This is a genomic window from Pseudoalteromonas piscicida, from assembly GCF_000238315.3.
Lineage (GTDB): Bacteria > Pseudomonadota > Gammaproteobacteria > Enterobacterales > Alteromonadaceae > Pseudoalteromonas > Pseudoalteromonas piscicida.
This window is the reverse complement of sequence record NZ_CP011924.1, coordinates 2,043,260-2,070,032: the sequence shown is the minus strand read 5'-3', so window position 1 is coordinate 2,070,032 and position 26,773 is coordinate 2,043,260. Positions and strand designations below refer to the sequence as shown.

The 26,773-nt window shown below is 42.5% G+C and carries 24 protein-coding genes and 1 pseudogene; 11 read left to right on the top strand and 14 right to left on the bottom strand.

Annotated elements, in window-relative coordinates:
- Window positions 1-48 precede the first annotated feature (48 nt).
- On the top strand, window positions 49-1,494 hold the full coding sequence (locus PPIS_RS09565) for a serine hydrolase domain-containing protein (protein WP_010375904.1): 1,446 nt from the start codon (window positions 49-51) through the stop codon (window positions 1,492-1,494).
- Here PPIS_RS09565 and PPIS_RS09560 read toward each other — a convergent pair.
- Together PPIS_RS09560 and PPIS_RS09555 are read right to left on the bottom strand one after the other, a co-directional pair.
- On the bottom strand, window positions 1,448-3,655 hold the full coding sequence (locus PPIS_RS09560) for a tetratricopeptide repeat protein (protein WP_248694196.1): 2,208 nt from the start codon (window positions 3,653-3,655) through the stop codon (window positions 1,448-1,450). The genes PPIS_RS09565 and PPIS_RS09560 overlap by 47 nt on opposite strands.
- 91 nt (window positions 3,656-3,746) lie before the next feature.
- Window positions 3,747-4,343 carry an acyl carrier protein phosphodiesterase gene (locus PPIS_RS09555; RefSeq protein ID WP_010375902.1) on the bottom strand — a complete coding sequence of 199 codons (597 nt, stop codon included), beginning with the start codon at window positions 4,341-4,343 and terminating at the stop codon, window positions 3,747-3,749.
- Window positions 4,344-4,498: 155 nt separating this feature from the next.
- Here PPIS_RS09555 and PPIS_RS09550 point away from each other — a divergent pair, with 155 nt between their 5' ends.
- Window positions 4,499-5,077, top strand: coding sequence for a YqaA family protein (locus PPIS_RS09550; RefSeq protein ID WP_010375900.1), 579 nt, complete (start codon window positions 4,499-4,501; stop codon window positions 5,075-5,077).
- Between the two features lie 84 nt (window positions 5,078-5,161).
- On the opposite strand, the gene PPIS_RS09545 is transcribed toward PPIS_RS09550, so the two are convergent.
- Window positions 5,162-6,646 (bottom strand): tetratricopeptide repeat-containing sulfotransferase family protein, encoded by a 1,485-nt coding sequence (locus tag PPIS_RS09545; RefSeq protein WP_010375899.1) that lies wholly within the window; start codon window positions 6,644-6,646, stop codon window positions 5,162-5,164.
- Between the two features lie 54 nt (window positions 6,647-6,700).
- Window positions 6,701-9,148 (bottom strand): TonB-dependent receptor, encoded by a 2,448-nt coding sequence (locus PPIS_RS09540; RefSeq protein WP_010375898.1) that lies wholly within the window; start codon window positions 9,146-9,148, stop codon window positions 6,701-6,703.
- 340 nt (window positions 9,149-9,488) lie between these two features.
- Between PPIS_RS09540 and PPIS_RS09535 the strand changes: the two genes are divergently transcribed.
- The 4 genes from PPIS_RS09535 (at window position 9,489) to PPIS_RS09525 (ending at window position 13,506) form a co-directional block, all read left to right on the top strand.
- On the top strand, window positions 9,489-9,953 hold the full coding sequence (locus tag PPIS_RS09535; protein ID WP_010375897.1) for a CreA family protein: 465 nt from the start codon (window positions 9,489-9,491) through the stop codon (window positions 9,951-9,953).
- Window positions 9,954-10,083: 130 nt separating this feature from the next.
- Complete coding sequence (locus PPIS_RS25125) at window positions 10,084-10,257, top strand: hypothetical protein (protein ID WP_155940707.1); 174 nt, start codon at window positions 10,084-10,086, stop codon at window positions 10,255-10,257.
- A 410-nt stretch (window positions 10,258-10,667) separates the two neighbouring features.
- Window positions 10,668-11,354, top strand: a complete 687-nt coding sequence (locus PPIS_RS09530) for a hypothetical protein (protein WP_010375895.1) — start codon at window positions 10,668-10,670, stop codon at window positions 11,352-11,354.
- Window positions 11,355-11,637: 283 nt separating this feature from the next.
- Entirely contained in the window at window positions 11,638-13,506 is a 1,869-nt protein-coding gene (locus tag PPIS_RS09525) for a DUF885 domain-containing protein (RefSeq protein WP_010375893.1), read from the top strand.
- A gap of 94 nt (window positions 13,507-13,600) precedes the next feature.
- Here PPIS_RS09525 and PPIS_RS09520 read toward each other — a convergent pair whose 3' ends face one another.
- The 3 genes from PPIS_RS09520 to nfsB form a co-directional block, all read right to left on the bottom strand.
- On the bottom strand, window positions 13,601-14,662 hold the full coding sequence (locus PPIS_RS09520) for an endonuclease/exonuclease/phosphatase family protein (RefSeq protein WP_010375892.1): 1,062 nt from the start codon (window positions 14,660-14,662) through the stop codon (window positions 13,601-13,603).
- A 124-nt stretch (window positions 14,663-14,786) separates the two neighbouring features.
- Window positions 14,787-15,899, bottom strand: a complete 1,113-nt coding sequence (locus PPIS_RS09515; RefSeq protein WP_010375891.1) for a M35 family metalloendopeptidase — start codon at window positions 15,897-15,899, stop codon at window positions 14,787-14,789.
- A 387-nt stretch (window positions 15,900-16,286) separates the two neighbouring features.
- Complete coding sequence (nfsB, locus tag PPIS_RS09510) at window positions 16,287-16,946, bottom strand: oxygen-insensitive NAD(P)H nitroreductase (RefSeq protein ID WP_010375890.1); 660 nt, start codon at window positions 16,944-16,946, stop codon at window positions 16,287-16,289.
- A gap of 96 nt (window positions 16,947-17,042) precedes the next feature.
- Between nfsB and PPIS_RS09505 the strand changes: the two genes are divergently transcribed.
- Window positions 17,043-17,954, top strand: coding sequence for a LysR family transcriptional regulator (locus tag PPIS_RS09505; RefSeq protein ID WP_010375888.1), 912 nt, complete (start codon window positions 17,043-17,045; stop codon window positions 17,952-17,954).
- A gap of 4 nt (window positions 17,955-17,958) precedes the next feature.
- Here the strand turns inward: PPIS_RS09505 and PPIS_RS09500 are convergent.
- Window positions 17,959-18,807: pseudogene (locus PPIS_RS09500) on the bottom strand (sterol desaturase family protein).
- A 121-nt stretch (window positions 18,808-18,928) separates the two neighbouring features.
- Between PPIS_RS09500 and PPIS_RS25355 the strand changes: the two are divergent.
- Window positions 18,929-19,468, top strand: a complete 540-nt coding sequence (locus PPIS_RS25355; RefSeq protein ID WP_019647507.1) for an AraC family transcriptional regulator ligand-binding domain-containing protein — start codon at window positions 18,929-18,931, stop codon at window positions 19,466-19,468.
- Between the two features lie 45 nt (window positions 19,469-19,513).
- Window positions 19,514-19,897, top strand: a complete 384-nt coding sequence (locus PPIS_RS25350; RefSeq protein ID WP_019647508.1) for a helix-turn-helix domain-containing protein — start codon at window positions 19,514-19,516, stop codon at window positions 19,895-19,897.
- 337 nt (window positions 19,898-20,234) lie between these two features.
- Here the strand turns inward: PPIS_RS25350 and PPIS_RS09490 are convergent, their stop codons facing one another.
- The 6 genes from PPIS_RS09490 to PPIS_RS09465 form a co-directional block, all read right to left on the bottom strand.
- Window positions 20,235-20,675, bottom strand: a complete 441-nt coding sequence (locus PPIS_RS09490) for a trypco2 family protein (RefSeq protein WP_010375886.1) — start codon at window positions 20,673-20,675, stop codon at window positions 20,235-20,237.
- A gap of 527 nt (window positions 20,676-21,202) precedes the next feature.
- Complete coding sequence (locus tag PPIS_RS09485; protein ID WP_010375884.1) at window positions 21,203-21,580, bottom strand: DUF6979 family protein; 378 nt, start codon at window positions 21,578-21,580, stop codon at window positions 21,203-21,205.
- A gap of 212 nt (window positions 21,581-21,792) precedes the next feature.
- Window positions 21,793-22,548 (bottom strand): YaaW family protein, encoded by a 756-nt coding sequence (locus tag PPIS_RS09480; protein WP_010375881.1) that lies wholly within the window; start codon window positions 22,546-22,548, stop codon window positions 21,793-21,795.
- 168 nt (window positions 22,549-22,716) lie between these two features.
- On the bottom strand, window positions 22,717-23,097 hold the full coding sequence (locus PPIS_RS25345) for a hypothetical protein (protein ID WP_248694197.1): 381 nt from the start codon (window positions 23,095-23,097) through the stop codon (window positions 22,717-22,719).
- A gap of 17 nt (window positions 23,098-23,114) precedes the next feature.
- On the bottom strand, window positions 23,115-23,306 hold the full coding sequence (locus PPIS_RS25340; RefSeq protein WP_248694198.1) for a hypothetical protein: 192 nt from the start codon (window positions 23,304-23,306) through the stop codon (window positions 23,115-23,117).
- Window positions 23,307-23,655: 349 nt separating this feature from the next.
- On the bottom strand, window positions 23,656-23,883 hold the full coding sequence (locus PPIS_RS09465) for a hypothetical protein (protein WP_010375876.1): 228 nt from the start codon (window positions 23,881-23,883) through the stop codon (window positions 23,656-23,658).
- Between the two features lie 322 nt (window positions 23,884-24,205).
- On the opposite strand from PPIS_RS09465, the gene PPIS_RS09460 reads away from it, so the two are divergent.
- Window positions 24,206-25,654 carry a RimK family protein gene (locus PPIS_RS09460; protein WP_010375874.1) on the top strand — a complete coding sequence of 483 codons (1,449 nt, stop codon included), beginning with the start codon at window positions 24,206-24,208 and terminating at the stop codon, window positions 25,652-25,654.
- Window positions 25,654-26,763, top strand: a complete 1,110-nt coding sequence (locus tag PPIS_RS09455) for a GNAT family N-acetyltransferase/peptidase C39 family protein (RefSeq protein WP_010375872.1) — start codon at window positions 25,654-25,656, stop codon at window positions 26,761-26,763. The genes PPIS_RS09460 and PPIS_RS09455 overlap by 1 nt, the downstream gene beginning before the upstream one ends.
- The last annotated feature ends 10 nt before the right edge of the window (window positions 26,764-26,773 follow it).

Below are 26,773 nucleotides of genomic sequence, written 5' to 3'. Positions count from 1 at the left end.
TATCAGTGTGTAAAGTGAGTGAATAACGATAATAACAAGGGAAATATCATGTCGAAACTATTGTACTGCGCCATATTTTGCTCGTCTTTGCTAAGTCAGACATCCTTCGCCACTGACTCAGCTCAACCTCAAGTTCAACAAGTTGCACATAACCTCTTACCTAAAGTGCAATTGGAAGGCCAAAAATATAAGCCTGTAGATTTGCAGACGCGTCTTCAAGAAACACATTTGCCAGGTTTAAGCCTTGCTGTGATTAAAGGTGGTAAAGTGGTGTGGGCTGAGGGTTTTGGCATTGCAGATAAAAAGCAAAATCGAAAAGTGACCACTGAAACGCTGTTTCAGGCAGGGTCAATAAGTAAGCCCGTTGCAGCGCTTGCGGTATTAAAGTTAGCGCAAGATGGTAAAGTCGATTTAGATGCTGACGTTAATCAATATCTCACCTCTTGGAAAGTACCAACAAACGAATTTACCAAAGCCAATCCTGTTACTTTGAGACAGTTAATGACTCACACTTCGGGGCTCACCCAACATGGTTTTCCGGGCTACGTGCGTGGTAGTAAAATTCCAACCGATGTTGAAGTCTTAATGGGTAAAGGCAATACCGACTTAGTGACGGTTGACACTTTGCCAGGTAAAGCTTGGCGCTATTCTGGCGGTGGTTACACGGTAATGGAGTTGCTCGTGGCAGATGTGACAAAAATGCCATTTGAAGAGTATGTCCAACAGGCAATTTTAACTCCGCTAGGGATGCACAACAGTACCTATGCACAACCACTACCGAAAGCGTTATGGTCAAAAGCCAGTGCTGCGTTTGACGATAAAGGCGAGCAAGTCGAAGGGGACTGGCATGTTTATCCAGAACAAGCCGCGGCTGGTCTTTGGACCACTCCGGTGGATCTTGCTAAATACATTATGGCTGTACAACAAGCGTATGCTGGCAATACCGTGGGGCCCATCACGCCAGAGCTGGCGAAGCAAATGCTTGAAGTTCATCATGACGTATGGGGTTTGGGACCAGAGCTTGAACAGCGTGAGCAAGGACTTATCTTCACCCATGGTGGTAAAAATAAAGGCTTTAGCAACCGGTTTGAAGCATATGTAGAAAAAGGTGAGGGTATGGTGTTGATGTCCAATGGCGACTCAGCGAGTACCGTATTTGGTGAGCTTCGCATTGCCATCAGCGAACATTACGGCTGGGATTTTCTACGCAGTAAAAAAATAATATCGATTACATTATCTGAGGCACGCGCAAAGCAATTGGAAGGTCTGTATGCGTACGAGAAAGATCATCAGTTTAAAATGAAAATCACCCGAGATGGTACGCGATTTAACGTCTTAGATATGGCCCGCGATAACCTGATGGCATTCGTTGCCACAGAGGAAGACACCCTGATTGAGCTTGAAGGGGGCGCAGATGTCACCATTGAAACGAATGACAAAGGTGACATCACTGCGGTGATTTGGCGTGGCCTATATCGTTTTGAGCGGATTTAATCGGAAGCTTCACTTCAACGAGTAGCCCGCCAAGCGGGCTATGATTGGCGTTGATAGAACCATGATGCGCCAACACAATATGTTTGCTAATCGCAAGTCCAAGCCCCGAGCCTCCAAGATCTCGGCTTCTGGAGTGTTCACAGCGATAAAGTCGCTCAAAAATTTTATCTAGCTCCGAGGTTGCTACTCCTGGGCTTGAATCTTCCACTGTGATAATGGCATATGAGTCGACTATGCGTGTATGTATTAGACTGGTTCCCGCTGCATCAGTGTAAAAATGGCTGTTCCGTAAAAGATTCAGGATGACTTGTTTTAGACGCTGTGGGTCGCCTTTTACCTGCAAGGTTTGCTCACTTAAATTACAACGCAGAGATTGCTGCTTTTTCGCAAAAACAGGCGTGAGTTCTGCGCAGCAATCCTTAACAAGGGTATTAATATCAAGCGGCCTGAGCTCTAACGACATCACATTATTGTCAAACTGAGCGGACTGATAAATATCCGAGATTAAGGTATCTAGTTGGTTGATTTTACTGTTCACTTTTTTATAGGCGACATCAATATCAGGCTCGATATTAAATTGCATCGCCTCAATTGTCAGTTTTAGTCCGGTTAACGGGGTACGCAACTCGTGAGAAATATCGGCGAGCAACTGGTTTTTTTGCTCTAAAGCTCGCGCGGCCATGTGCTGCTCTAAGGCTTCTAGTTTTTGTTTCTGGCGTTGTCTTAAAAAGTATATGGCAAGCCCTGCGAGCAGCAACAGCGCAGAGGCGATGGCCAAGCCTCGCTGCAACTTTAGGTTTTCTAAATTTGCTTGTTGCAGCGACTGTTCTTTTTGCAACAGGCTAAGTGCTTGTTCCTTTTTCACAAGTTCTATGTTTAATGCCATTTTGTACGCTTTGTTTTTATCACTAACCTTCTTTAATTCAGTTTGTGCTTGCTGATATTGTTTTAATTGAGCAAGTGCGGCTTCAAACTCGCCTGCTTGTTGATAAATTGCGGCCAGCTGTTTGTGAATATCACTTTGAGTTTGAGTGCCAAGCTGAGGTTGCTTTAGTAATAGTTCAAGCTGTTCTTTGGCGTCTTCACTTTTATCTTGAGCCAAATAGACATTAGCAAGTGCCAGCCTAACGGTGCGCTCTGTTCGGTTGGCACCGGATTTTATCGCAAGCGTAAGCGCTTCATTTGCACTATTTAAGGCTTCATTCACATCACCTTGAGCTAGTTGGACATTGACTAAATTACTTAATTGCCAAGCCGTGTCGCTGTCAGCCTCCATTTTTTTTGTTAGGGCAAGGCCGTTTAGAATAAACACCTGAGCTTGTTTATACTCTCCCTGTTGATATAAAACTTGGCCAATCTTACCGTAACTGTTGGCGATATGACGCGGATTACCTAATAGCTTATCAACCCTGAGCGCCTGCTCAAAATGTGATAGTGCAAGAGGAAATTCTTCTAAATCACGGTAGAGTTCGCCGATGTTGTACAGTGAGTTGGAGATCCCTTGCTGGTTATTGCGTTTGCGCTGAAGCATAAGGGATTGTTCATGGAAGCTGATAGCTTGCTCAATTTGGCCCATGTAATCGTAAACAATGCCAATTTGGTTATAGAAACCTGCGAGTCGCGGAACATCGTTAATGCGTTTTGCAATTTGGATGGCCTGCTCAGCATGATTTAGCGCGCTGCGGTAGTTTGCCCGAAAGCGGTTAATATGAGCAAGGCGATCATGAATATCTGCAATTAACCGCTCATCGACTTGAGAGGTGGTGTTGAGTGCCAGCTCAAGCTTTTCTTCTGCCTCTGTCGCGCGATTTTGACTAAGTAGCACCGTGGCGTGACTCAATAGCAATTTACTCTTGGCATCAGGGTCTGCCACTTTATCTAACACCTGATTGAGCTCATCTATCGCCTGATAAGCAGTTTCATAATGGCCAAGCAAAGAATGGGCTTCAACCTTCATTAGGCTGAGTTTAAACCAAGCTGCTGAAAGATAAGTTGGAGTCGTGTTTTTGTTTAGGAGTGTGTCAATTTCTTCAAGCGCAACAGATGGGTTATCTGTTAACAGCTGCTTTAACGTTTCAAGCGTGGGTAATAATGCACTGGCTTGGGTGGAAAACGGAGTTAAAAGTAAAAATAGCGTAAATAGTGCCTGGGCAAAAAGCAACCTAACTCTGTTTAACACTGCAAAAAACCCCATAACCAACAAATATATCTGCATTATAGTTGATAACCATGGAGCAAATATAGAGGAGTATTTACTCTAAATTTTCAGGTTCGATGAGTTGTTGTTGCATGTGGGCAATTAATTGTGGAAAAAAGACATTAAATCCTGATTCTAGTTGTTGATAGTGCTTGGTAATATCCCTTTCACTGCCAGCAAATTGATTTTGAAAACGAATACGTTTAGCGATGTTATCGAGTGCATGGCCCACACCAGCTACGGACTCATAGGTGGCAAACCAATCATTTTGTGTCATTGCGCTAACGACTCGTTGCATGTGCGCAGGCATGGTATGCAAGTTATCGTGCAGCAAGGAAAAGCTCTGACGTTTAAAGTCGTCAAGCGAGGTGCTGTGATATTGCTGCCAGTGTTTAATCAAAAAGTGGTCATATAACACATCCAGTGCAATGCCTGCAAAACGGCGACGCGTGGGCGAAAAAAGTTGTTTAGCAGATTTTGTAATCGAGTGGCTATCGGTAAATTTATCGACTTGCCTATGTGTTTGTAGACCAAGTTGCACAGGTTTAGGCAGTGCTTGTATATTCACGCCTTTTTGAAAGTCACCGAGTAAGTTGCCAAAGTGCGATGCGGCAGTCGGTTTGGCAAAGTACAAATGCGCCAAATAATTCACAGAAACATCCCTCCAACCATTAACTCTAAAACAGGGTACCGCATTTTTCCGCACATACAAATACCAGCATATATAAAGCACTGCTTAATTCAGGAAGGAGAAACTTAGCTTAGGCTATGCTTGTCTCCGTTACTGAAAAAATCAGGGGAAGTGTGATGGCGTTAACGGCTGAATTGAAGCAGAAGACCAAGCGATTAGTAGAATCAAAAAATATGCTTAAAGGGATCACGGTTGCATCTTTTTTAGAGTCAACCATCGTGCCTATTCCGCTTGAAGCTGTGATGGTGCCGCTTATGCAAGCAAGGCGAGAAAAGCTATGGCTAATTGCGTTAATGGCGACGGTTGGATGTGTAATTGGTGCCTTATTTGGTTATGCGTTGGGTTACTATTTATTTGATGCAGTGGGGGATTCCGTTATTGAGCTGCTGTCGAGTCCGTCTCAGTTTGAGCAAGTGAAAGCGCAGATGCAAAGTCAGGGATTTTGGTTTGTGTTGACCTTAGGTATTGCGCCAGTACCTTTTCAGATTGCCATGCTAGCAGCAGGCGCCACAAAATTTTCACTATTACAATTTCTAATTGCAACCTGTATTGCCCGTTCTTTACGTTATTTTGGCTTGGCGGCGGTCGTTTACTTTGCTGGTAATCAGGCTGAAAAGCTAATTAAAAAACATAAAATAAAAGCCGTTATTCTCACAACGGCCATTGTGCTGCTCGCATGGTGGATAGCTAGTTAAGGCATCTTTATTTTAACCGTTTGGGAGAGCAAAGGAGCGGCTACTACTAGTCCTTCCTAGTTAATGGGACCATTCACGGCTAGGTTAGATCGCGTATTTTCCTCTGAATTTCCCAACACTTGAGTTATTCAATGGCTGTCTGATCTGCATTTTGCTGGCTGTCGCTGAGTAATAACCCTGCTTATAAAAGTGAAGTGCATTATCTTGCCAATCCAATTCGAGAAATTGACAGACTTCCTTCATCACAGCCTGGGGTATTTCTACCAGCGATTCATAATTCACAAACTTAATTTGAGTCGGATGTCTTTGTGCAGCATCTTGCAAAAACGCATAAGTATTATCATACATAGCTTGAATATCTTGCATCCGGTATGAGTAGCCATGAAAGGGGCTATTCGTTTGATATAGCTGACGGAAGTTTGCGATACAAGTATCTGTTCTGTCTCGTTTCATCACGACAAATTTTGCGCGTGGAAACGCCTTTGCAAGCAAATCGGTAAAGAAAAAATGAAATGGTTGTTTGTCTATAAAACGTTGGTCACCAGCAACGGATTGCACGGTGAAGAGGCGGTATTGCTCAATGGCGTTAGCTTCTTCATAGGCGTGGCTGATGTGCTGAATATTGCTGTTATAGTCACAAGAAAACCTAAGTGCTTGGGGTAATACACTGGTTTCTCCCAGCGGTTGTAGCGACAATTGCGCTAAGATCTGCTCCATTAAACTGGTGCCTGAACGTGGCAGACCAATGACAAATATTGGTGCAAGCGTTTGCTCTGGAGCAAAATTAATAGGCTTGTCTAGAAGTTTGCCAAGTGTTTGAAAATAGCCAGTCATTTGTTCAGATGAATAGGAAACCTCAGTACTAATCGCTTGTTTACTGGCAATAAAGCTTTGCCATGCCTTGGGATAATTTTCCTGCTTTTCATATTCGATTGCCTGCGCATGGTAAAGCCGTTGTAATGCAAGTGGTGCAGTTTGCACTGTTATCTCAGTTGCTAACTGAGTGATGCGAGTCGATGCTAATTCTACAGGAGTAAGCTCTGAGTAGGCTAACTGGCACTTAGCATTACTTGGCTTTGCTTGCACTAAAGAGGCAAGCAGCGTCCGCGCTTGTGCTAATTCACCAGACATCTTTAAATGCATTGCATAGTTGAGCGCGATTTCAGGACAGTGTGGTGAGCGTGTATAGGCATGGTTAAAATGCCAACCAGCGTCAGTGTATTGGTTTAATCTCAGTAAGAGATTTGCGAGGGTATCGTGCTCTGACCCCGACAATTGTGTGTTACCTAGCAAATGCAGAATATAACGCTTTGCCACTAATGGTGCTTGGGTAAAAAGCGCAAGTTTGGCAGCACTTAGGGAGTAAAGTGCGCATGGAAATAAACTTAGGCACTTGTCGTAAATTTTTAGCGCTTTGCTGAGGTTACCGAGAGCGATATTCAAATCGGCCAATAAGGCGTACGCGTGGTGATCGTTGGCATTGCTGTTAATGCGAGCGACTAATGCGTGATGCGCCGCTTGAAATTGACGCTGTTGAATATAGCTTTGGATCTGATTGTATGATGTCATCGCAACGTAAAGAGAGTGAAGGTAACTTCACTCTCTATTTTAGTTTTTTGCTGATTATAACTCAAACTGGTAGTTAAGCTTGACCCCAACGGTGCGAGGTGTTGTGACGTAGTGTCCGTAAACACGCTGCTGCTCTGGCAAGGCTTTATTTAACGCCGAAAATTTAGCTTCACCAGCCCAAGATTTGTCGCGCCTTACCGAGGTGAAAGCAAATTTGTCAAACAGGTTGTCGACATAAAAAGTGACGGCCCATTGCTCGCTTGAAAGCTTAGCACTGAGGTTAGACAAGGCAAACCCTGGCAATACCTCTCCGTCAGCTTTGAGTCCGACTTTCGTGTATACGTCACTCTGTGCGGTTACTCCATAATTAACGTTAAGCATTTTGTCGTCGAACACTTCCTGTTCGTAGCTTAAACCGAATGAGAACTGCTGTTTTGGCGCGCCAGGTAAGCGGTCACCGTCTGTACCGTCATAGTACGGCTGGTAAAGCGCGATTTCTTCAGCGCTATAGTCACCTTCTTTGAATACCGCAAACAGGGCTGGTGCATCATCAGTTAGCTGTGCTTTTGCATAAGAATAGGTTGCATACACCGTCCACTGGTCGTTCAATATCGCCCGGGTTGACAACTCAATCCCACTAGCGTTCGCAGAACCAGCATTGGAGGTAATGATCTCTTGGCCGTTTACCGTCACAGATGAGATCTGTGCATCTTCCCAATCAACACTGAATAATGCGGCATTAAAATGCAGCTTGTTATTTAGCCATGTTGACTTTAATCCCAGCTCATAGTTAGTGGTGGTATCTGGTTTATAGCTAAGCTCATGCGGCAGTGCACAGATGATCTGTTGCTCTGGTAGTGTTTCTGGACACGATTCCAAACCGTTACCACCGCCTAACCTAAATCCTTCACTGACAGTGAAGTACGTCAGTAGTCCATCTTGCCAAGTGTAATTGGCATTAAACTTAAACAAACTACCATTGTCTTTGGCACTGACTTGTTCAAATGAAATTTGTTCGAGGCTTGGCAGGCCTCCAGAATAGAGCGGGGTTTCAGCCGCTGACTCAGTTTTAACATCATAGCGATAGAAACGAGCGCCCACTGTGATATTAAAATCGTCTGAAAATGCATAGCCAATTTCGCCAAACAATGCTGACTCTTTGCTGGTGGCATTGGTCAGTGCGATATACTCAAGATCTTGCTCAATATTGTTGATTTCATCGCCCCAAAACGCCGTGAGTCCTGGCGTGTACTCTCTATCATCCGAACTAATTTCTTGTTTGCTGTAATATACCCCTGCAATCCAATTTAGCGCGTCATCCCCTTTAGAGACTAAACGGATCTCTTGGGTAAAAGTGTCTTGATCAGTAGTATCTTTAGTCAAAGCGGTAAAACTAGGAAAATCCGCATAACCCGGCCAAATATCATAAAGTAGATCGGTTTGATCTCGTTGGCCTTGTTGCTCTTTGCTTGACCAACCAGACGCCGAAACTAAATCAGCAAACTCTAAATCGGCGTTGATTTCAAGGCTAAGCAGGTCGTCTTCTTGTTCGTTAGGTTCAAGCACACGATAGGCTGACTCGTATGGTTTAATAGAATCGGCAAGCGGGTGCTGTGCTGCAAGGCTTTGATATTGTGAAATTGAGTTAGCGCCATTTTCTTGCTTCTGATGAAAATAGTTCAGCGTGGTATCGATATTCTCACTCACTAACCAACGTAGAGAAACTCGTGTGGTTGTTATGGTCTCATCATTTGCATCCGCAACTGCGTTGATGTTTGCTTTTACATCCTCAGCATTGGACCAATCAGGATCTGGGTTTGAAACACCGGCTTGCTTAACCACATAATTGTAATCCATAAAGCCGGGGTTGTGATAGCGGTTAATGCTCGCGCGAACGGCTAATTCATCCATCACTATAGGCATATTGAAGACAGCACCTACTTCATGACCATGGCTGTCACTTTCATTGATACTGAATAAGTCACCACTTAGTTTACCTTCAATAACGTCAAGCACTGGCGCTTTAAGCATGGTTCTAATCGCACCACCTAGCGTGCCTGCACCGTAAAGCGTACCTTGTGGGCCGATCAAGACTTCAACACGTTCGATATCGGTTAGTCGCAAATCCACATTGATTGGGATTTCACCGAGGTAAGTTGCCACTGTTCCTGAGTCAGAAGCACGTTCCGACGAATTAGTATTCAAGCCACGAACAATAATAGGTGAGCCCTCACGGCCACCTTGCTCTGTGATTGTCAAACCAGGAACCCATCTTGCTACATCTTCAAGGTCGCCAATATTTTGGTCGCTCATAACATCGCTGTCGACGGCAGTAATGTTTAATGGCGCTTCTTGAACTGTGCCTGCGCGTCGAGTAGCTGTTACTTGAATTCGCTCAATTGACTTTTCTTGAAGCTTACTTTCTTCAGCTTGTGATTGATTAACAACAAAAAAACTCGAACTAACAGCTAGTGCGACTAAGCTTGGATGGAGCTTACTCATGGATGGCGGAACCTCAAATTAAGAATTAAACGTGACGAAATTTCAATCTTTAGAAATGGGTAACTATGCAGGTGGTGCATTTCTGTCCCGAGTTTAGAGAGAATTTCATACAACCGGTGGTGAATAAACTAGCCATGTTTTGTTCATGGTTTAGGTAAATTTAGCCACCCTGAAACTGCGGCGCATGCTAACATGCTTATTCGTATTTTGTGAATAATTATTTCAGTTATTTGAATGGTTATCTCTTTTTTAGATAAGGTGATTTGCGAAAATTTTCAAATAGCTTAGAGTATTAACTCCGTATGTTTCTTTTGTACGTCGATTATCTTAAGGAAAAACAATGAAAAAGCTGATGTTTGCATTGTTGGCATCTTGTACGTTACTAGGTTGCTCTGACAGTGAAGTTGGTGATGTGTCACTCGGTCTATTTACGCTCAAAGATATAAAATTAGACTCTATGGTTGATCCCGTTGTAACGGGTGTGACCTGTCATGTGGCGAGTGTTGAAGATGACTTGAGTTTTTCCGACCCAAGCGATAGCTCTATTTCTTGCCGTCAAACGAGTGAAATAACACCGGCAATGCTGGCGAATATAGATAAAAGTGACTCAGGCGAAGTGGTATTTAAAAAATCAAAAAGTGTGTTTTTTAAAGCAATGAAGGTGAGAAGGATCTTTGATGCAAAAAATCAAACCTTGATGTACTTAGCCTATACCACTAAGGAAACCTCTGGTAGCTTTAAGCATAGCTTATCAACGGTTCCATTATGGGGAACTCAGGCTTATCAAGGCGTTAAAACCAATTAACTCGAACGTTGGCTAACGCATAATCCCACACGCTTCGATAATTGCATTTAGTAAATTATTTTTTATTTGAATTAAACCTTTTTGCTCACGATTTCGACTAAGCTTAGTAGGAATAAGTTTAGGAGAAATCGTGATGTTAAAAACACGCTTTTTAGGGAAAACGGTCAATATTGCATTTGCAGTGATGACTGTATTGTTTGTTATTTTAACGTTAACAACTGATGCTCATAGCATCTCATCTCAAGCAACTCAGGTTGAGATGTTTAGCCAAGACGAGGTGATTACCGAGTCCAAATCTAAGTAAGTTTGGGCTGTGATTTATCTTGTTTTGCTGATTAGTGTCACTCGAAACGATGAAAAATTAATATAAATATTGCGCTCGGCTCAGTCTTTGTTGCGCGTAGTGTTAAGTGCATAAGTTTGCATGAAGTTTTTATGACATATACTCATGCTTCACTTACGCTCTGTATAGCGTATAAACTCTAAACTACCACCTCTGACTCATCTCATTAATAGTCTTAACCAGGCTGTCACCAAAATTGTAATTAATTTGTTGCGTTCTTCCCAGTCTGCATTAGCTTTAATTAGGGACTAAGAAAAAAGCAGCGCAGTTTGCAATCGGATATATGCAAGTTTCTGTTTTAAAAAAATACGAATTTTAGCTGACGTACTCACTATTCGTCTGACTAAAACACTCACACACAAGGAAGAAATATGGCACGCCAATTCGATAACTTTTATAGTCATGGGGCAATTAATTTTAGTGATTTTATTAATTGTGTTTCTAGCTTATATACTGGTCCAGACTGCTTGGATGATAGTACATTAAGACTACTTGCTGAGATGTTGTATCGGCTATCGCAAAACAAGCAATTTCTCGCGGCTCAAGTTGCGGGCAGCAGTAATTACCAGCATCATGCCAGAGGGATGTTGGACAATGATGATCTATATGTACTTTATGAAAATAAACGACCATTTTTTAAAGTGTGCGCACAAATTTGGCATCCAATGCCAAAGCGGGGGACTCAGCGCTGTTTTATTCCGCAAGTGCGGGACTACAACTTTACGGCATTGACAACCAATTATTTTGGCCCCGGTTGTGGCAGCAAGCTCTACCAATATGAATATAGGAAGGAATTACAGCAAGGCGAGCATTGTGATTTACAGTTTGGGCAGTTTTATCAATTTACCCCTGAATCTGTACTCTTTACAGAAGCCTCGAGAGATGTGATAGCGCAGGCTTTACCTAAAAGTTTGAGTATCACCATCAGCTTACAGTTGGAGCAAAGGCCACATGCTTGCTTTGTGTTTGACAAGTCATCTGGTCGCGTGCAGCAGATTATTGCTGACTCTGCATTTGGCCACAACGAAATACCTGAACCTCTGTTGCTTGAAGACTAAGCACTCTATCTAAGGTTATGTACCTTAGTTAAGGTGTAGAGAAAGTAACTTATTTTGCAGGATTCTATCTTTTATAGCTGTAACAAAAGCGCAAATATGTTACTTGTAGTTGCATCTATGAGAATAGCGTGAGCACTTTATTGCATTCTGATTTCTCAATGAATGAAGTGCTTATACCAAATTGAACAAGTGTTCAGTCAAATTGGTATGATTATTCTATCACCAGTCTGATCTGCACTGGTATTTTTAGCTTTGACAACAACCCTAATGGAGCGGCGTAATAATGAATAAAATAAGCTTGGTAGCACTCTCTGTCGTGCTAGGTTTGAGCGGATGTGCTCAAGACAAGCCAGTAACAGAAACTACATCTGTTGCTAAAACCACTGAATCAACTCTCTCTCGTGCAGAAATCGACAAAGTCGTAGAACAGTACACCAAGCAGTTTATTAACCATGAACCCGCACTAGCCACTTCGCTCAAATTATCAAGTAGTGAATATGGCCACTATGCTAATAGACTGCCGGATTACTCGGTTGTCGGTATGCAGGCGCTCCAAGTGGATATGAATGCAGCCGCAGATAAATTAAAACAATTACAATCGGGCGTGGCGAACTCTGATGACTTGTTGCACCTTAAAGTAAATGAAGTTATTGCACGTTATTATGCTGGTGATAAGGGCTTCTCAGCAGGTTATATTGATACTTGGGGCGGACACCTGCCATATATTGTCAATCAATTGTCCGGCCCATTGCTGGATATTCCGAATGTGCTTAAAGACCAGCATGGAATAGAGAGTGAGCAAGATGCAAAAGACTATGTTGCGCGCCTAAATGCCTTTGTTGAAGTCACGAAGCAAGTTGCAAGTAAGGTAAAAGCGGATGCTAATAAAGGCGTAATTTTACCAAAAGTTTTATTTCCGAACACGCTAGGTTATTTAGATAACTTCACGGCGCCAAGTGGTGCAGAACATCCTTTGGTTGCGTCGTTTAAAGATAAACTTGCGAATATTGAAGGTATTACGGATAAAGCCGCTGCTGATTATGTTGCACAGGCAGCACAAATTGTTGAGCAAAAGCTTTATCCTGAATTTAAAAATGTGTCTGCGATTATGCACGCTCTAGAGAGCAAGGCGCCTGAAAATGTCGGTATTTGGGCCCAACCAAATGGCGAAGCTTTCTACCAGCATGAAATCACCTATTTGGCGGATTCTGATCTGAGCGCGGAAGAGATCCACCAAATTGGTCTTGCTGAGGTGGAGCGTATTTCAAAGCGTATGGACGAAATCCTCAAGCAAAATGGCTATTCACAAGGTACTGTTGGTGACCGGATGAAGCAGCTCAATGAAGAGTCGAGATTTTTATATGCGGATTCTGACGAAGGTCGTGAAGCGTTATTATCGTTCTTGCGTGGTGAAATAGGGACTATTTTACAAAAAGCGCCAGATTATTTTTCTACTATTCCACCGCAACCTGTTGAAGTGAAACGTATACCAAAAGCAGTGGAAGCAGGCGCACCGGGTGGTTACTACAACGGTCCATCGCTTGATGGAAGTCGCCCTGGGGTATTTTCAATCAACCTAAAAGACATGAAAGCAGTACCAAGCTTTGGCATGAAAACCTTAACGTATCATGAGGCGGTTCCTGGTCACCACTTCCAAATTGCGCTTAATATGTTGCAAACAGAAATCGGTTTGATGCGTCAAAATGCTTCATTTAATGGTTATGTTGAGGGCTGGGCACTGTATTCAGAGCTATTGGCTTACGAAATGGGGATGTATAAGGACGACCCATTTGGAGACTTAGGTCGTCTGCAAGCTGAGGCATATCGTGCTGCTCGACTGGTGGTGGATACGGGCCTACATTATAAAAAGTGGACACGAGACCAAGCGATCACTTATTTTGCTGATGCAACCGGTACGGCGATGAGTGATGTGGTATCGGCTATCGACCGTTATATCGCTTGGCCAGGACAAGCGCTTGGTTATAAATTAGGTATGCTTAAATTGGTTGAACTTAGAGAGCACGCTAAGCAACAGCTAGGTGATAAGTTTGATATTAAAGCATTCCACGACGTGGTGTTGTTAAAAGGCGCAAGGCCTATGGCGCTTGTTGAAGAAGATATTAAGACTTGGATTAATTCTCTGAAGTCGTAAATATACTTTTCGGCTTGAAGTCAGTGAGAGATGCTGGCTTCAAGCTGACACTATTTAAAAACCTCTATTTATAGCGCTCGTTCATAACTCACCATCATAATTTGCAATTCGGCTTTGCCACGGCATTTTCAATAATTTCTTTGCTGCGATGTATATCTTTCTTTTTCAGCTCAAGACCTGCTTCATCTTCATTTTTTACGGGTTGATAAGCGAGTTTTGCATAAAGCGCAAAGTGATCTGACCCTATGTTGTTGAGCCTTTTAATATTGATCACTGTGAAATGGTGACTCGCAAACAAATGATCTAGCGGCCAGCGTGCAAACGGGTACTGTGCATGAAAAGTGTTAAACATGCCTCGGCCAACTCTCGGATCAAGAAGCCCACTTATTTTCCTAAATAACCTCGTGGTTGGTGACCAAGCAACATCATTGAGATCGCCTGTGACTATGGTAGGCAAAGGCTCCTTTATGACGCGTTTGGCGACAACCACCAGTTCTGCATCTCGCTCAATGGCCGTTTCGTTCTCGGTGGGGCTCGGAGGTGCTGGGTGCAAAAAATGGGTTTGGATAGTGATATGGGGAGCGATCTTGAGTCTTGCATGTATCGAAGGCACGCCTTCTTCAACGATATACTCACATTTTGCCTCGTCTAGCGGGTAGCGAGAATAAACGTGCATGCCATATAAATTGGATTGTGGACATTTAACGCTGTAGGGCAGTATATCTAACAACGAGTCTAATTTTTGCTCCCATAACTCATCACTTTCTAACGTGACTAAAATATCAGGTTGATGTGTCCTAACTTGCTCCAATATCAGATTAAACTGTCGATTGGTTTGCAGGACATTGGCGGTGATCAAACTGATTGTGTGAGTATTGGTTGTCGCTTTTTTTACTTCGACCGGCCAAAGCGGGGTGTAGGGTAAAATCCACCACAGTTGAAAACTTAAACAACCTAATAGAGCAATGACAGCAAGCGCGGCTACGCTTTGAAGATTAAGGTAGAAAATGGACAGCAGTAGCGTAAATGCAGTAATAATAGCGAGCTGAAGCCGTGGGAACTCCATTGCTCTGACACTCCAGTGCGGATGCTTAGCAAGTGGCAATAACGTAGCAAGTAGGATAAAACCACACAGCGCGACGATAACCCAAGTCATGAAATTCCTCAGCAAATAGATGAATTTAAGAAGTATATTTCATGTTAGCTGAAATCGCTGTGAATAGTATCGGGTTTAGACGGTTGCCTAAACCCGATACTCGTTCAGGGATAACTAGTTGAGATTAGTTTTGGTACGGAGTGTTTTCCGCAAAATATTCATGGCTGTCAGCATTTTGAATCGCTTGACTTGGGTTTGAGTTTGCTAAGTTTTTCGCACCAGATTGGCCATAAACGATGTCATCTGTACCTGCAACGGCATTAAAGTGACTTAGCTCATGAACAATCGTGCCCGCACGTGAATCTGTACCTAGCTCATTTGCGCTCCAAAATGCGCGACATAGATAGACTTTGTATGGTTGATTTGGGTATACATAAGCAAAGTATGATTTGTTACAACTACAGTCAAAAGTGAGATCTTGGTTGTCGATTGCATCATTGATTGCGTTGAAGTTAGATTTCACGGTTGCGTAACGGCTGCTTGTCGCTGCGCCAAACCAAGTTTGATAACGCGTAGATGGGTTGCTTGCTGAGTGGCTATTTAGGTAAGCAACGGAGTCATTAGTGATCTGGTCTGCAGCATTTAGTGCTGACAAAATACTGGTTTTTTCACTGTTACTACAACGACCTGTAAAACAAGTGCCATCAGTACAATCGGCCGCGCCTGCGGTTGGTTTTGCATTGACTTGAACATTGCCCTTCGTCATCGCAACGCCTTCAAGCCACAGATTTACCGAATTTGAGCTGAGTTCTGCTACATCGGCACGCATCATCGATTGCTGACCCATCGTTCTTGTAGTCATGCTCGGGATTTCTTTTTTACCGAAAAGATCAAATGATTCAACATCATAACTAATTTCGTAGTTACCTGGCTGGCTAAGATCATAAAGGCCTGAAAGCTCAAATGATTTAGTGAGCGTTTCGCCAGACTTTAACTTGATAAAGTCAGCTTCAGTAGGAGCTGGGCGTTTGTAGTGAGGACCAAAGAAATTAACTTCTTTACCATCACGCGTAATTTTGAAAATATGCTCTTCTTCAAGGTCTGTATACCAGCTTAAGATTTTTTGATTGCCTTTACCCTGATTGGTGATGTTTAGCGTCGCAACAACATCGCCATTGCTTTTTGTGTCGACATCAACACTTACCGCTAGGTTTTTATTCATTGCTTGAGCATTCAGTGATGCGGTTACGGCTGCTGCGAGTAACCCTGTAGATAGTGTGCGTGATAGTAGCTTCATTATTTCTTCCTGTTGAGGTTGCTACAGTCTCTCGGTTGGCAGGTACAAAACCAGTTGTGAGGACTGAGTTTACTTGTTGTCATTTCGTTATTTTTAAAGGTGAATTCACTCTTCACTTTTAATTAACAATAATATATTCAATGTTTCAAGCAGAATTTTCACAACAGAGCTAAAAAATTCACATTAAAAAATTACCAATAATTTCAAATAACTGTAATGTTATTGAAAAGTATGGATAAATTTAATACAAAACTGGGGAGAGGATAGTTGTGAATTTATTGTTTCATTCACATTGGTTTACATTGAGGTGTTTGAAATGGTATTCCAACAGAAGTTGGAGTGGCACTGACGTTATCTAGCTAGCCATTATCAGTGCCAAACTGGGTATTAGATTTCGGTAATGATATCGTCGATAGCAAGGCGAGATTTAGGTAATTTAGCATTAAAATCACCTTCGTCTCGATAGCCCAATGCGACAATGGCAAGAGCGTCAAAGCCTTGCTCAGTTAACCCAAGCTCATTGCTGAGGATTTCAGCATCAAAACCCTCGATAGGAACTGAGTCAATGCCAAGAGATGCCGCACCGAGCAAGAACTGTCCAAGATTTAAATAAACTTGTTTGCCAGTCCATGCTTTGATTGCTTCATCGCTGGTTTGATTTAAGCCGACAAAATAGCGACGGCCATTGTTCATTTGTGCCTCGATCTCAGAGCCTTTTTCAAACCGGCCATCGGCACTTTCTTTGGCAAGCACTTTATCTAAATGTGCATCATCTATATTTTGTTTTGCAGAAAATACAACAACATGCGATGCATTTAGTATTTTTGCTTCATTAAATTTGTAATTCTCTTGTGTGCTTTTTGCCACTTGAGTTTTGCCAGCCTCAGTACTTGCGATGACAAAATGCCATGGCTGAACGTTGGTACTAGACGGGCTTAGTCTTAGCGCCTGCTTGAGTAGGTCAATATCTGAATCACTAATTTTTTTATTAGGATCAAAGGCTTTTGTTGAATAACGATTGTGGATTGCATCGCGTAATGTGTACATATCAGACTCCTAAAATTGCTTTAAAGACATAATATGGATTTACATAATCAATAAAAAGATGATAATGAGTTAAATAGTTTCAAAAATTTTTTGAAAATGAATACGCAAGATTTAATCGTCGTAATGAAAACGGCTCAGCTTGGCAATATTAGTGCGGCGGCTGCGCAGTTAGATATGCAGGTTGCTACAGCGAGCGCTGCGATAAAGCGAGTAGAAAAGCTCCTTGGCTTTCAACTTTTTGTGCGTTCTACGCGCAGCTTAAGGCTATCAAAGCAAGGTGAAACTTACTTGCCAATTTGCGAGCAGGCACTTGCGCTTTTGGCTGATGGCAAAAAGCAGGTGCTCGACAACGACAACGAAATTGACGGTGAGCTAAGGTTAACCGCACCGTCAGATTTTGGTCGTAATATCCTCCTTCCTTGGCTAGACGAATTACTTGATGAATACCCTAAACTTGCCCTGAAGCTTATTCTTAATGATCACAATCTCGACTTTTATCGTGACGGTGTTGATATCGCGCTGCGCTATGGTGCGCCTGAAGACAGTAGCTTCTACGGCTTTAAAATTTGTGATGTGCCATTGCTGCTGTGTGCCTCTACGGAATACCTAGAAAAACAGGGTACACCAAAGGATCATGAGGATTTAAGTGAGCACCAAGGGCTATTCTTTTTGATCAGAGGCAGTAAGTTTGATACGTGGAAACTGACGAAAAATGAACAAACTTACAAAGTGGTGCTTAAAGGGCGTAGAACCAGTAATGATGCGGATGTGGTAAAGCGCTGGTGTGCGCAAGGAGCGGGTATTTCATTGCGCTCCGCGATAGATGTAGCAGACCAACTAGAGCAAGGTGTGGTGCAAAGTATATTAAATGACTACCGCGTTGAATGTAAGCCGCTGTGGTTGATCTGCCCGTCAAAGCAAATGATCAACCCAAGCGTGAGAGTGCTGCGCGATAAACTAAGAATGTATTGCCAAGCGCTTGTAGAAAAGGCCGAGCGATATAAATAACACACTAGGGCTTGACTGAAGCAGTATTCTTAGGCTTTTCGGATAAGTGGGTTGGATAACCAAATAGCGCTAACCATTTGCCCTTTAAGGTGTTTGCTTGTGAAAAACGGTGGAACATATGGCGCCACTGAGCAAAGTTAACATCTAAAGGAGTCTGCTTTGGCGCCGCACCTCTTATTCCATAACAAATTGTTATGTCTTCACGTTCTTCAACAAAGGTACCAAAAAGCTTATCCCAAATGATCAGCACCCCAGCAAAGTTTTTATCTATATAGTCAGGATTACTGGCGTGATGGACTCTGTGGTGAGAAGGCGTATTAAAAATTCGCTCTACCATCCCTAATCAATTAACCGTTTGTGTATGGACAAAAAATTGAAAAGCCAAGTTGATTGCGACGATGGCAAATACCAGGGTCGGGGTAAATCCAAGCAGTATCATAGGCAGCCAGAACAGCCACATACCGACAATAGGGTATAGCAAGCTTTGGCGAAATGCGGTGGTAAAGTTCATGTTGTTAGAACTGTGATGGACTACGTGTGCACTCCAAAGCCAGTGAATACAATGTGATGCGCGGTGAAACCAGTAATACAAAAAATCTTGCAAGATAAACCCAAAGAGCAAAGTGAAGATATTTAATTCGATTGTGAATAAGGCAAATTGATGGAGCCAGTAAAAGAGCGGCATCAGCACAAGCAAAGCCAGCGCGTCGCTGCCTTGATGGAGCAACGCAAGTAGGGCATTGAGTAATGAATCTCGCCAATCATAGTACTCGTGGTGCTTAATATATTCCCATGCAACACAAAGTAAAAAGACGGGACTGAGTGCCAGTAAAATTAGTGATACATCAATCATATACAGCTCCTTCTTTAGCCAAAGCTTTGGTACTTTATATGCGTAAGCGTAGCGGGTTAGCCATTGACAATCCTGCCAAACTGCGCCAACAATTTGTCCAAATACGACAAAAGGAACTGCAATGCACTCCACTTCGTTTGTATATTTTTATAGTGCGTGGGTATATCTCCATGACCGTTTTACCGATAACAAGAGACTGCAAGGCGAGTTTGCTGAGCTAGTAGCGTCACGGCCTGAACGTGCAACACTCATTGAGTACGAGCGGTTGCTTGAGGTAGGGCAGGAGTTAAGCGGCGATCCCCTAATTGGCTTTGAGCTGGGTAAAGCCATTCAGCTGCATGACTATGGGGCGCTTGGTTACTTGGTCGAAACCAGTAAAGACTTGCAGCAGGCTATTACCTCATTATTGCATTACGACGCCATTGTTGCTGATATTGGCCTCGCCGTATTCACAAGTGATAGCGACAATGCCAAGTTAACTTGGCAACCAAAAACCCCGCTGGGTAAGCAAGCCATTTTGCGTAATATGACCGCTTGGGTGAGCGCTGCACGGCAGCTTTTGCGATCAACTTTATCGCCTAACCAACTCCAGCTTAGCTTTAGCGTGTGTGACCTAGAATTACAGCGGTTGCAAACTTGGTTTGGTTGCCCCGTATCATAAAATTGCCCTGAAAATGCACTGTCGTTTCCGTTAGATTTTCTTACCATGCCAGTCGCTACCGTCGACAGCCTAATGCACGAACATATTGAGCAAGCGGTTGCAAAAAGCGTATCAGCGCTCTGCGATAATCATGATTTAAAAACGCGTGTTGCCAATTTACTTGCGGCAAAGCACTCACTGACTGGAGTCAACCAAGCAAGTATTGCTAAGGCATTAAACATGAGTGTGCGTTCGATGCAGCGTAAGCTAAAAACACAACACACCAGCTTTAGAGCCTTACTCGACCGAGAGCGAAAGCATAGATTTGAACAACTCATCGGCAACACAAGGTTACTCGATATTGTAGACGCACTCGGTTTTACAGAACAAAGTGCGCTCAATAAAGTTTGTTTAAAATGGTATGGGAAACCACCGTCAAAGCTAAAGTGAAGAACCGAAGGTAGGTAAGTTTTGGTTTGTTAGTCAAATTCCCAGCTTCGGTGCAAATATGCAGTGGGAATATATAGTGGGTGTCATCGATTTCCTATTTACGAATACTCCTGACTTGGCTTGTTAGCACTTTTTCATTCCCTTTCTACTAAGCCGAGAAATAAATCGCTGACACCCACCTCAGATCGACGTGTTCTAAAAATGCCACTTAAGTTTTAATACTGAAACGTAGTGATAGGTGTCATCTTTTCGCTCTGTTCATAAGCAATGCGTTTCATGTCGCAATCGGCAAAGCATAAAGTCAGTTATTGACGCCATAGTCTCTCGTTATATGCAATTACGCTTCACCCTCTAATTTCCCAGCTACCGGCATAGTAACAACATGAAAATTTATACCATCTGGATCTATAACTTCAGGGTGTGCTTGCAGATATTGCCGAATTGCAACTGCTTGTTCTGGAGTTGATACAGTTATATCGCCGTGGGCTGTGATGCTATTTCCTCCTCCACCACTAAGTAAAGAGGGATTTATCGACTGTCGTATTGGCGAAAACTTAAGAGTGACACAGTGTCTTTGATTTGCTTCGGTTTTGGCCGATAAATCGACAAAAAATTTAAACCCGCCACTTGCTTCGGCCTTTAATCCAAACTCTGTTTGAAGCTCAACTGCATTAAGCGTAAAAAATGGATCATCGTCTTCTTTTTTGTTTTTTACAGCCTCAACCAATTCCTTTTTTACTTCACTAATAAAATCAGCAAGACTAATTTGACCTTTCATAACAACTCCCTTTAGTTTTAATAAATGACCCCAAAACACTTACACATAACGAGCCTGTGGAATTGCTCGTTTTTAATACGTTTTGCATTGTGGTATCAACCTTAGCCGAGTTCCGTGCTTGGTTCAATTGTTTACTCTAAACGTCACTGTCATTTTTTTGCTATGTCTTATAAGGTTGGTCTCTGTTGAATAAATCGCTTAAATCGCTGACACCCACCTAAAGTTTGTGTATTCAAAAGATGACAGCTTCAACTTTGAAGTGCCCTCCCTGTATCGGCAAAAATATGTGATGGATGTCATCTAAAGCTTGTACTGACACCCACCTTAAATTTGCGTGCTTTTTAATCTCACTTTGCCAGTATAGATACAAATAATAGGGGGTGTCACTTATTCCACTAAATCCTAAATCGCTTACACCCACCTCAAATTGGGGTGTTCTAATGTTCTAAAAATGTCATTTAAGTTTTAATACTGAAACGTAGTGATGGGTATCATTGACTCCAGACTTCATGATCGACTCCATGTGCTTACTCCAGTAATCCTTGAGACCACAACGACACAACAACATCCATTTGGCTATTATGAACTTTAGACTCAGAGCCACATGACTGAATCCAAAGTTTTTTGATGTCATTTTGCATATCTGGCTTTTCGTTTAACAGCCTAACAGCCCTTAAAGCATACTGTTTATTTAAAACTGATTTTGTATAGCTTCCTTTGGGCACACCGACGACAAAGCCATTTTCAGCTAAACCTAGAAAAGCGTTTTTTGGACATCCTTTTTTAATGGAAGCAGTACTGTCCTTGAACTCTTTTTCTGCGGCTGTATTCCAAGCTTCAACTGGACAGACTCCAGTTTGAGCGATATGAGTAGCTCCTACAGCAACATCTCCATATTTGCTCATTTGACCTCCTAGCACATAATGCCGCAATATACGGCTAATTTTATTGAAGACTAATCGTTAAAGTTTGTGCTGACACCCACCTAAAGTTTGTGTATCAAAAAGATAACATTTTCAACTTTGAAGTACCTTCCCAGTATCGGTGAAAATATGTGATGGGTGTCATCTGCTCTCTCTTTGTGAATTGATTTCGAACAGGTTGTTATCGATGCGTCTTACGAAAACTCAACTTCTTCAGCTTGTTTTTCATATATATGTTTTTGCCTCAAAACGGATACTTGAATTACGGCAGGGATTGTTACACGGTATGCAGCCCCGGCAACATCAACTGCTGTCCACAAGCCTGTGATAGCCCAACCAATTGGTCCAGTCAAAACCGCCATTGTTCTAGTAAGCGCAGCATTACCTGCGAACGTCAAGCCGCGACCAATTAGAGCTTTAGCTACGGCATTTACGATAATTAGTGTTAGCTGGTATGACTTAAAACCTCCGGCACGGAATACCGCCTGAAAAAGACCAACCATTGCTTCTTTCGTTATACCTGAAGTATTTTCTACACCAGTACTCAATGCCAATTCTTTGAGCTCTTCCGGAGACATTTTTTCAATAGCGTCCTCGAGAATTTTCATTAGCAAATTTTGCTCAATCTTTTCAACACTAGAGTTTTCATTGTAATTTACTTTCATCTTGTCGCAGACATCAGTCAACACTTCCTTATACTCGACGCCTTTACCACCACGTAGGAGAGTCACAAAAGTGTTGGCACCAAAACATTGTATTTCAGCAGCTATTTCTTCCCAGTACATCGAATGATCTGGATAGTGTCTTTTATAGTTTGCATGCTGAGTAAGCTCTTCAGTAAAACGCTCCTCACCATCCTTATCATGAGTTAAACAATAAACTAAGTCACTAAGATCTTCAGATTTAATCGCTCCTAAAAATTCTAAGTCACTATCATATCTATAAGCCATTTTTTTTCCTTTATTACTATTTTACTTACAACAACTAATTTGTACTCCTAACGCCTGTTAGGGGCGGAGTAACGCAATACTGATGCCGCCGCATACAACCTTAAACACTCAGAGCAACTCATAACAAAAAAGCCATGCGTTTCGAATCACTCTCAAACAGTTGTTATGCTATTTTTTGTCCGTAATAGCTTCGACGCCTCGAATAGAGAAACGTTTACTATAATGAGGTGATTTGTATAGAGCTTTGGTTTTTTTCTCAGCGATCGTAATTAACAGTTCCATGGCTTCAGCTAATCCCTCTTCTTTGTATGCTGTTGAAGGTTCATTACTAAATTTCATATCTGGATTTACCGTTATACAAGGCACTTTAGGATGATCGATTTGCTTCAAGTAGGCATAAAAAGCATCTTTTGAAATTACCAGACCAAACTCACGCCACGCATATTTCTTACCCCATAAATAACCATCTGTGCCTTTATGTGTAACCCTTTCGTCGTTTTTCTGCTTGTTAACTGTATGTTTAGCTCTAGAAAACTCTTTTGCATACATATAGGATAACATTGGGTTTACACTGTCTGATTTTGAAATACACGACAAGTCGACGATCTTACGACCATTTTATCCTCACGGAATCCGATGTTGTACCTTTCGCCTTCTTCCATCTCTGCGACACCATTAGCTTCGAACTGATATAAAGTATTCGTCGTTTTCGGCTTAAATGTGTGTAAGAATCGGCCTTCACCGATATGTGTCATCATGTATTCAGTTACAATAACGTCATATATTGTTTTTAAATCTCTTGATTTCATAAATATCCAATAATTTCTATTGACATGTTTAAAATTGCATAACTTTTTTGGCTAAAGTTAGCGAAGAATGAGTGCCAGCCAAGCTTTAGAACCCATTCTTAAGGCGCTTGTTATAGCTACTTATACGGAAACGGTTACTCTAACTGCAACACTGATTACGGACACAACGATTGCAACAACTGAATACTCAACTTTAAATTTCACCGGTGAGGTATTCGAGATCTTTCATTTTTTCATTGTGTGGCAAATTTGTAACAGACTTTTATCATTTATTTTTAACAATTGAAATTACACTGCATTACACATTTGCATTGCTTTCTCTTGACCACGACTCAAGTAACCCTATTGCTCGTATTCTTAACGATTCAAGCGGCTTAAAAATACCTGTCTTGAAATCATCAATAGGGTGTAGCTCTGTCCACTCTCGCTGTTTACTCACGACTTCTTTGCAGATGGACTTAAGGCTTATCCGCTCACAAATATAAGCAACTACAACCAAAGCACTCATTGCTCGTGGTGCTTCCACGCATGTCTACCACTTGCTATTTCATCCTTGATATCTGTTTGTAAACACGAGAAATCTTAATCGTTTCAATCAAATTTAATTGTACGTGCTTTTATGGTTTTTAACCTTTTGAAATTTAATGATTTTGTTCCGGTCGTCGACAGCAAGAAAGATTTATCTTGAGAATCAAAATTACTCAATTGCTAAGTGCTATATTTAAGATTACAACTACTCCACTTTAATGTGGGTCTTGAATTTGCCCACTAACCCTATGTTAAATCGTGGGGTGCCTAAACCATCATGTACTGATGTGCTAACGTATCGCCACCTAAGGATTATTTAGATGCTATCTACTCTATTCGTTGTTGATCAAAATGCAGATGTACTGCCTTTGGCAAATAACGTAGTGACGTTTGAAACGTATTTGCAAGAGTACCCAAAGCTCGGTGAATCAAAACTTCGAGTGATTAATTTATGTGACTGTGACCGTTATTTAAGCCAAGGTTATTACTGCTCTTTACTTGCTGAAGCGCGTAATCACCAAGTACTTCCGAGTCTAAAAGTTATTAACGGTTTACGTGATGGCGATAATGCGTTGTTTTTATCGCAAGCCTGGTTTGATAAGCGTGGGATCGCGATTACCGATGACGCTGAGCTGATCATTTATATGGGCGAAACCCAACAGCCTGAGTTTAGTAAGTTGGCGGCGTATTTATTTCAGCAATTTCCAGCGCCTTTACTAAAAGTGACATTACAGCAGCAAGATAAAGGCGTGCGTGTGCAGGTGCAGCGTCGAGACTTTTCGACTCTACAGGTGGCGCAGCTTGAGTTTTGTACTCAAGTATTAGGTCATGTGCATGCCACTCAGTGGAACAAGCGTAAGAGCCACAAAAAGTATCGCTGGGATATCGCGATGCTGGTGGACCACGATGAAAAGTTGCCGCCAAGTAATAAAGGGGCGATCAGCCGCTTTGTAAAAGCGGGTGAAAAGCTTGGCATTAAAGTCCATCCATTAGAAGCGGCTGAGTTATACAACTTAGGCCAATACGATGGGCTATTTATTCGTGAAACCACAGCGATTGACCACCATACTTATCGCCTTGCGCAAGAAGCAGAGCAAAAAGATTTAGTCGTAATTGATGACCCAAGCTCGATCCTACGCTGTTGTAATAAGGTGTTTTTACATGATGCCTTTAATTACAAGAAGGTGCCAAGTTTAGAAACGCGATTTGTGAGTCAGTGTAATGAACAAATAATCGATAAACTCATTGCTGAGTTATCGCTACCTATGGTGCTTAAAATGCCTGAGAGTTCGTTCTCAAAAGGCGTATTTAAAGTAAAAACCAAAGAAGAACTTGGCGAGCGTTTACAAGAGCTGATGAGCGTCTCTGCGATTGTGTTGGCGCAAGCTTACTTATACACAGACTACGACTGGCGTATTGGGGTATTAAATGGCCGTGCGATCTACGCATGCCGTTACCATATGGCACGTAACCATTGGCAAATCTATAACCATGAGTCAAAACGTAATTTCTCGGGTGGGTTTGACACGCTACCAACGTTTGAAGTGCCAAAAGCGGTGTTACGTGCGGCGTTAAAAGCGGCGGCAGTTGTGGGTAATGGTTTGTATGGTATTGATATTAAAGAGCACAACGGCAAAGCCTACGTGCTTGAAGTAAACGACAACCCCAATATTGATCAAGGGGTTGAAGACAAATATCTCGGTGACGAGCTGTACATGCAAGTGATGTCTGAATTTTCAAGACGTCTTGAAGCGAGGGGTAAAAAGTAATGTTGCAAGCCGCGTTGGTGCTTGAAAAGGCGACACAGCACGATTTGAATTCACTTAACGCACTGGAGCAAAGCTGCTTTAGTGCAGATAGACTGAGTCGCCGCCAACTCAAGCATTACATCAGTTTTGAACATAGCTTGCTGCTCACTGCAAAGTTAGCAGGGGAACTTGTGGGCTATGGATTGCTTTGGTTGCACCAAGGGACGCGGCTAGCAAGGCTTTATTCATTGGCGGTATCGCCTCATCATCAAGGTAAAGGGATCGCACGCCAATTGATGTCTGAGCTTGAAGTTAGAGCGGGTGAAATGGGCTGGTTATATATGCGTTTAGAAGTGGCTAAACGCAATGACGCGGCCATCGGCTTATATAAACGCATGGGTTATCGTGTATTTGGCGAGTATCAAAACTATTACGCGGATCATGACGATGCGCTAAGAATGCAAAAATGCGTGCGTAAGCTGTCGCAAAAGGCGGTATTGCATCAGGCTCCTTGGTATCAGCAAACGACAGACTTTACCTGCGGACCGGCGTCACTGATGATGGCAATGGCAAGCATAGATCCAGGCTGTATGGGCGATCAGGCCTTAGAGCTTGAGATATGGCGTGAAGCGACCACCATCTTTATGACCGCAGGTCACGGCGGCTGTCACCCATTTGGATTGGCATTGGCTGCGGAGCGCCGTGGTTTTGCGGCAGAGGTGATGGTGAATACGGCGGGCCCGCTATTTTTAGATGGCGTGAGAAGCGCGCAGAAAAAGCAGGTGATGACCTTAGTTCATGAACAATTCCGTCAAGAGTGTGAATATCGTGATATTGCTATTCACCAAGCCGATGTAAAGCTTGAACAGGTTGAACAATGGTTGTTACAGGGCAGTGCGGTATTGGCTTTGATCAGCACTTATCGGCTAAACGGTAAAAAAGCGCCGCATTGGGTGCTTATTACGGGCTTAGATGAGTTGTGTTTATATCTTAATGACCCTGATGTCGAGGACGACCAAAACCCTATCGACTGCCAGCAAGTGCCCATCGCAAGGTCGGATTTTGAAAAAATGATGACGTTTGGCGCAAGCAAATTAAGTGCGCTGGTGGTGTTGCACGAGTCATTTTAAATAACGTTTT

Bases quoted from the DNA above. Each gene is read 5' to 3' on its own strand.
- PPIS_RS09565 (WP_010375904.1), top strand. From the start codon at position 49: ATGTCGAAACTATTGTACTGCGCCATATTTTGCTCGTCTTTGCTAAGT.
- PPIS_RS09550 (WP_010375900.1), top strand. From the start codon at position 4,499: ATGGCGTTAACGGCTGAATTGAAGCAGAAGACCAAGCGATTAGTAGAA.
- PPIS_RS09545 (WP_010375899.1), bottom strand. From the start codon at position 6,646: ATGACATCATACAATCAGATCCAAAGCTATATTCAACAGCGTCAATTT.
- PPIS_RS09540 (WP_010375898.1), bottom strand. From the start codon at position 9,148: ATGAGTAAGCTCCATCCAAGCTTAGTCGCACTAGCTGTTAGTTCGAGT.
- PPIS_RS09535 (WP_010375897.1), top strand. From the start codon at position 9,489: ATGAAAAAGCTGATGTTTGCATTGTTGGCATCTTGTACGTTACTAGGT.
- PPIS_RS09530 (WP_010375895.1), top strand. From the start codon at position 10,668: ATGGCACGCCAATTCGATAACTTTTATAGTCATGGGGCAATTAATTTT.
- PPIS_RS09525 (WP_010375893.1), top strand. From the start codon at position 11,638: ATGAATAAAATAAGCTTGGTAGCACTCTCTGTCGTGCTAGGTTTGAGC.
- PPIS_RS09520 (WP_010375892.1), bottom strand. From the start codon at position 14,662: ATGACTTGGGTTATCGTCGCGCTGTGTGGTTTTATCCTACTTGCTACG.
- PPIS_RS09515 (WP_010375891.1), bottom strand. From the start codon at position 15,899: ATGAAGCTACTATCACGCACACTATCTACAGGGTTACTCGCAGCAGCC.
- nfsB (WP_010375890.1), bottom strand. From the start codon at position 16,946: ATGTACACATTACGCGATGCAATCCACAATCGTTATTCAACAAAAGCC.
- PPIS_RS09505 (WP_010375888.1), top strand. From the start codon at position 17,043: ATGAATACGCAAGATTTAATCGTCGTAATGAAAACGGCTCAGCTTGGC.
- PPIS_RS25355 (WP_019647507.1), top strand. From the start codon at position 18,929: ATGCACTCCACTTCGTTTGTATATTTTTATAGTGCGTGGGTATATCTC.
- PPIS_RS25350 (WP_019647508.1), top strand. From the start codon at position 19,514: ATGCCAGTCGCTACCGTCGACAGCCTAATGCACGAACATATTGAGCAA.
- PPIS_RS09490 (WP_010375886.1), bottom strand. From the start codon at position 20,675: ATGAAAGGTCAAATTAGTCTTGCTGATTTTATTAGTGAAGTAAAAAAG.
- PPIS_RS09485 (WP_010375884.1), bottom strand. From the start codon at position 21,580: ATGAGCAAATATGGAGATGTTGCTGTAGGAGCTACTCATATCGCTCAA.
- PPIS_RS09480 (WP_010375881.1), bottom strand. From the start codon at position 22,548: ATGGCTTATAGATATGATAGTGACTTAGAATTTTTAGGAGCGATTAAA.
- PPIS_RS25345 (WP_248694197.1), bottom strand. From the start codon at position 23,097: ATGTATGCAAAAGAGTTTTCTAGAGCTAAACATACAGTTAACAAGCAG.
- PPIS_RS25340 (WP_248694198.1), bottom strand. From the start codon at position 23,306: ATGATGACACATATCGGTGAAGGCCGATTCTTACACACATTTAAGCCG.
- PPIS_RS09460 (WP_010375874.1), top strand. From the start codon at position 24,206: ATGCTATCTACTCTATTCGTTGTTGATCAAAATGCAGATGTACTGCCT.
- PPIS_RS09455 (WP_010375872.1), top strand. From the start codon at position 25,654: ATGTTGCAAGCCGCGTTGGTGCTTGAAAAGGCGACACAGCACGATTTG.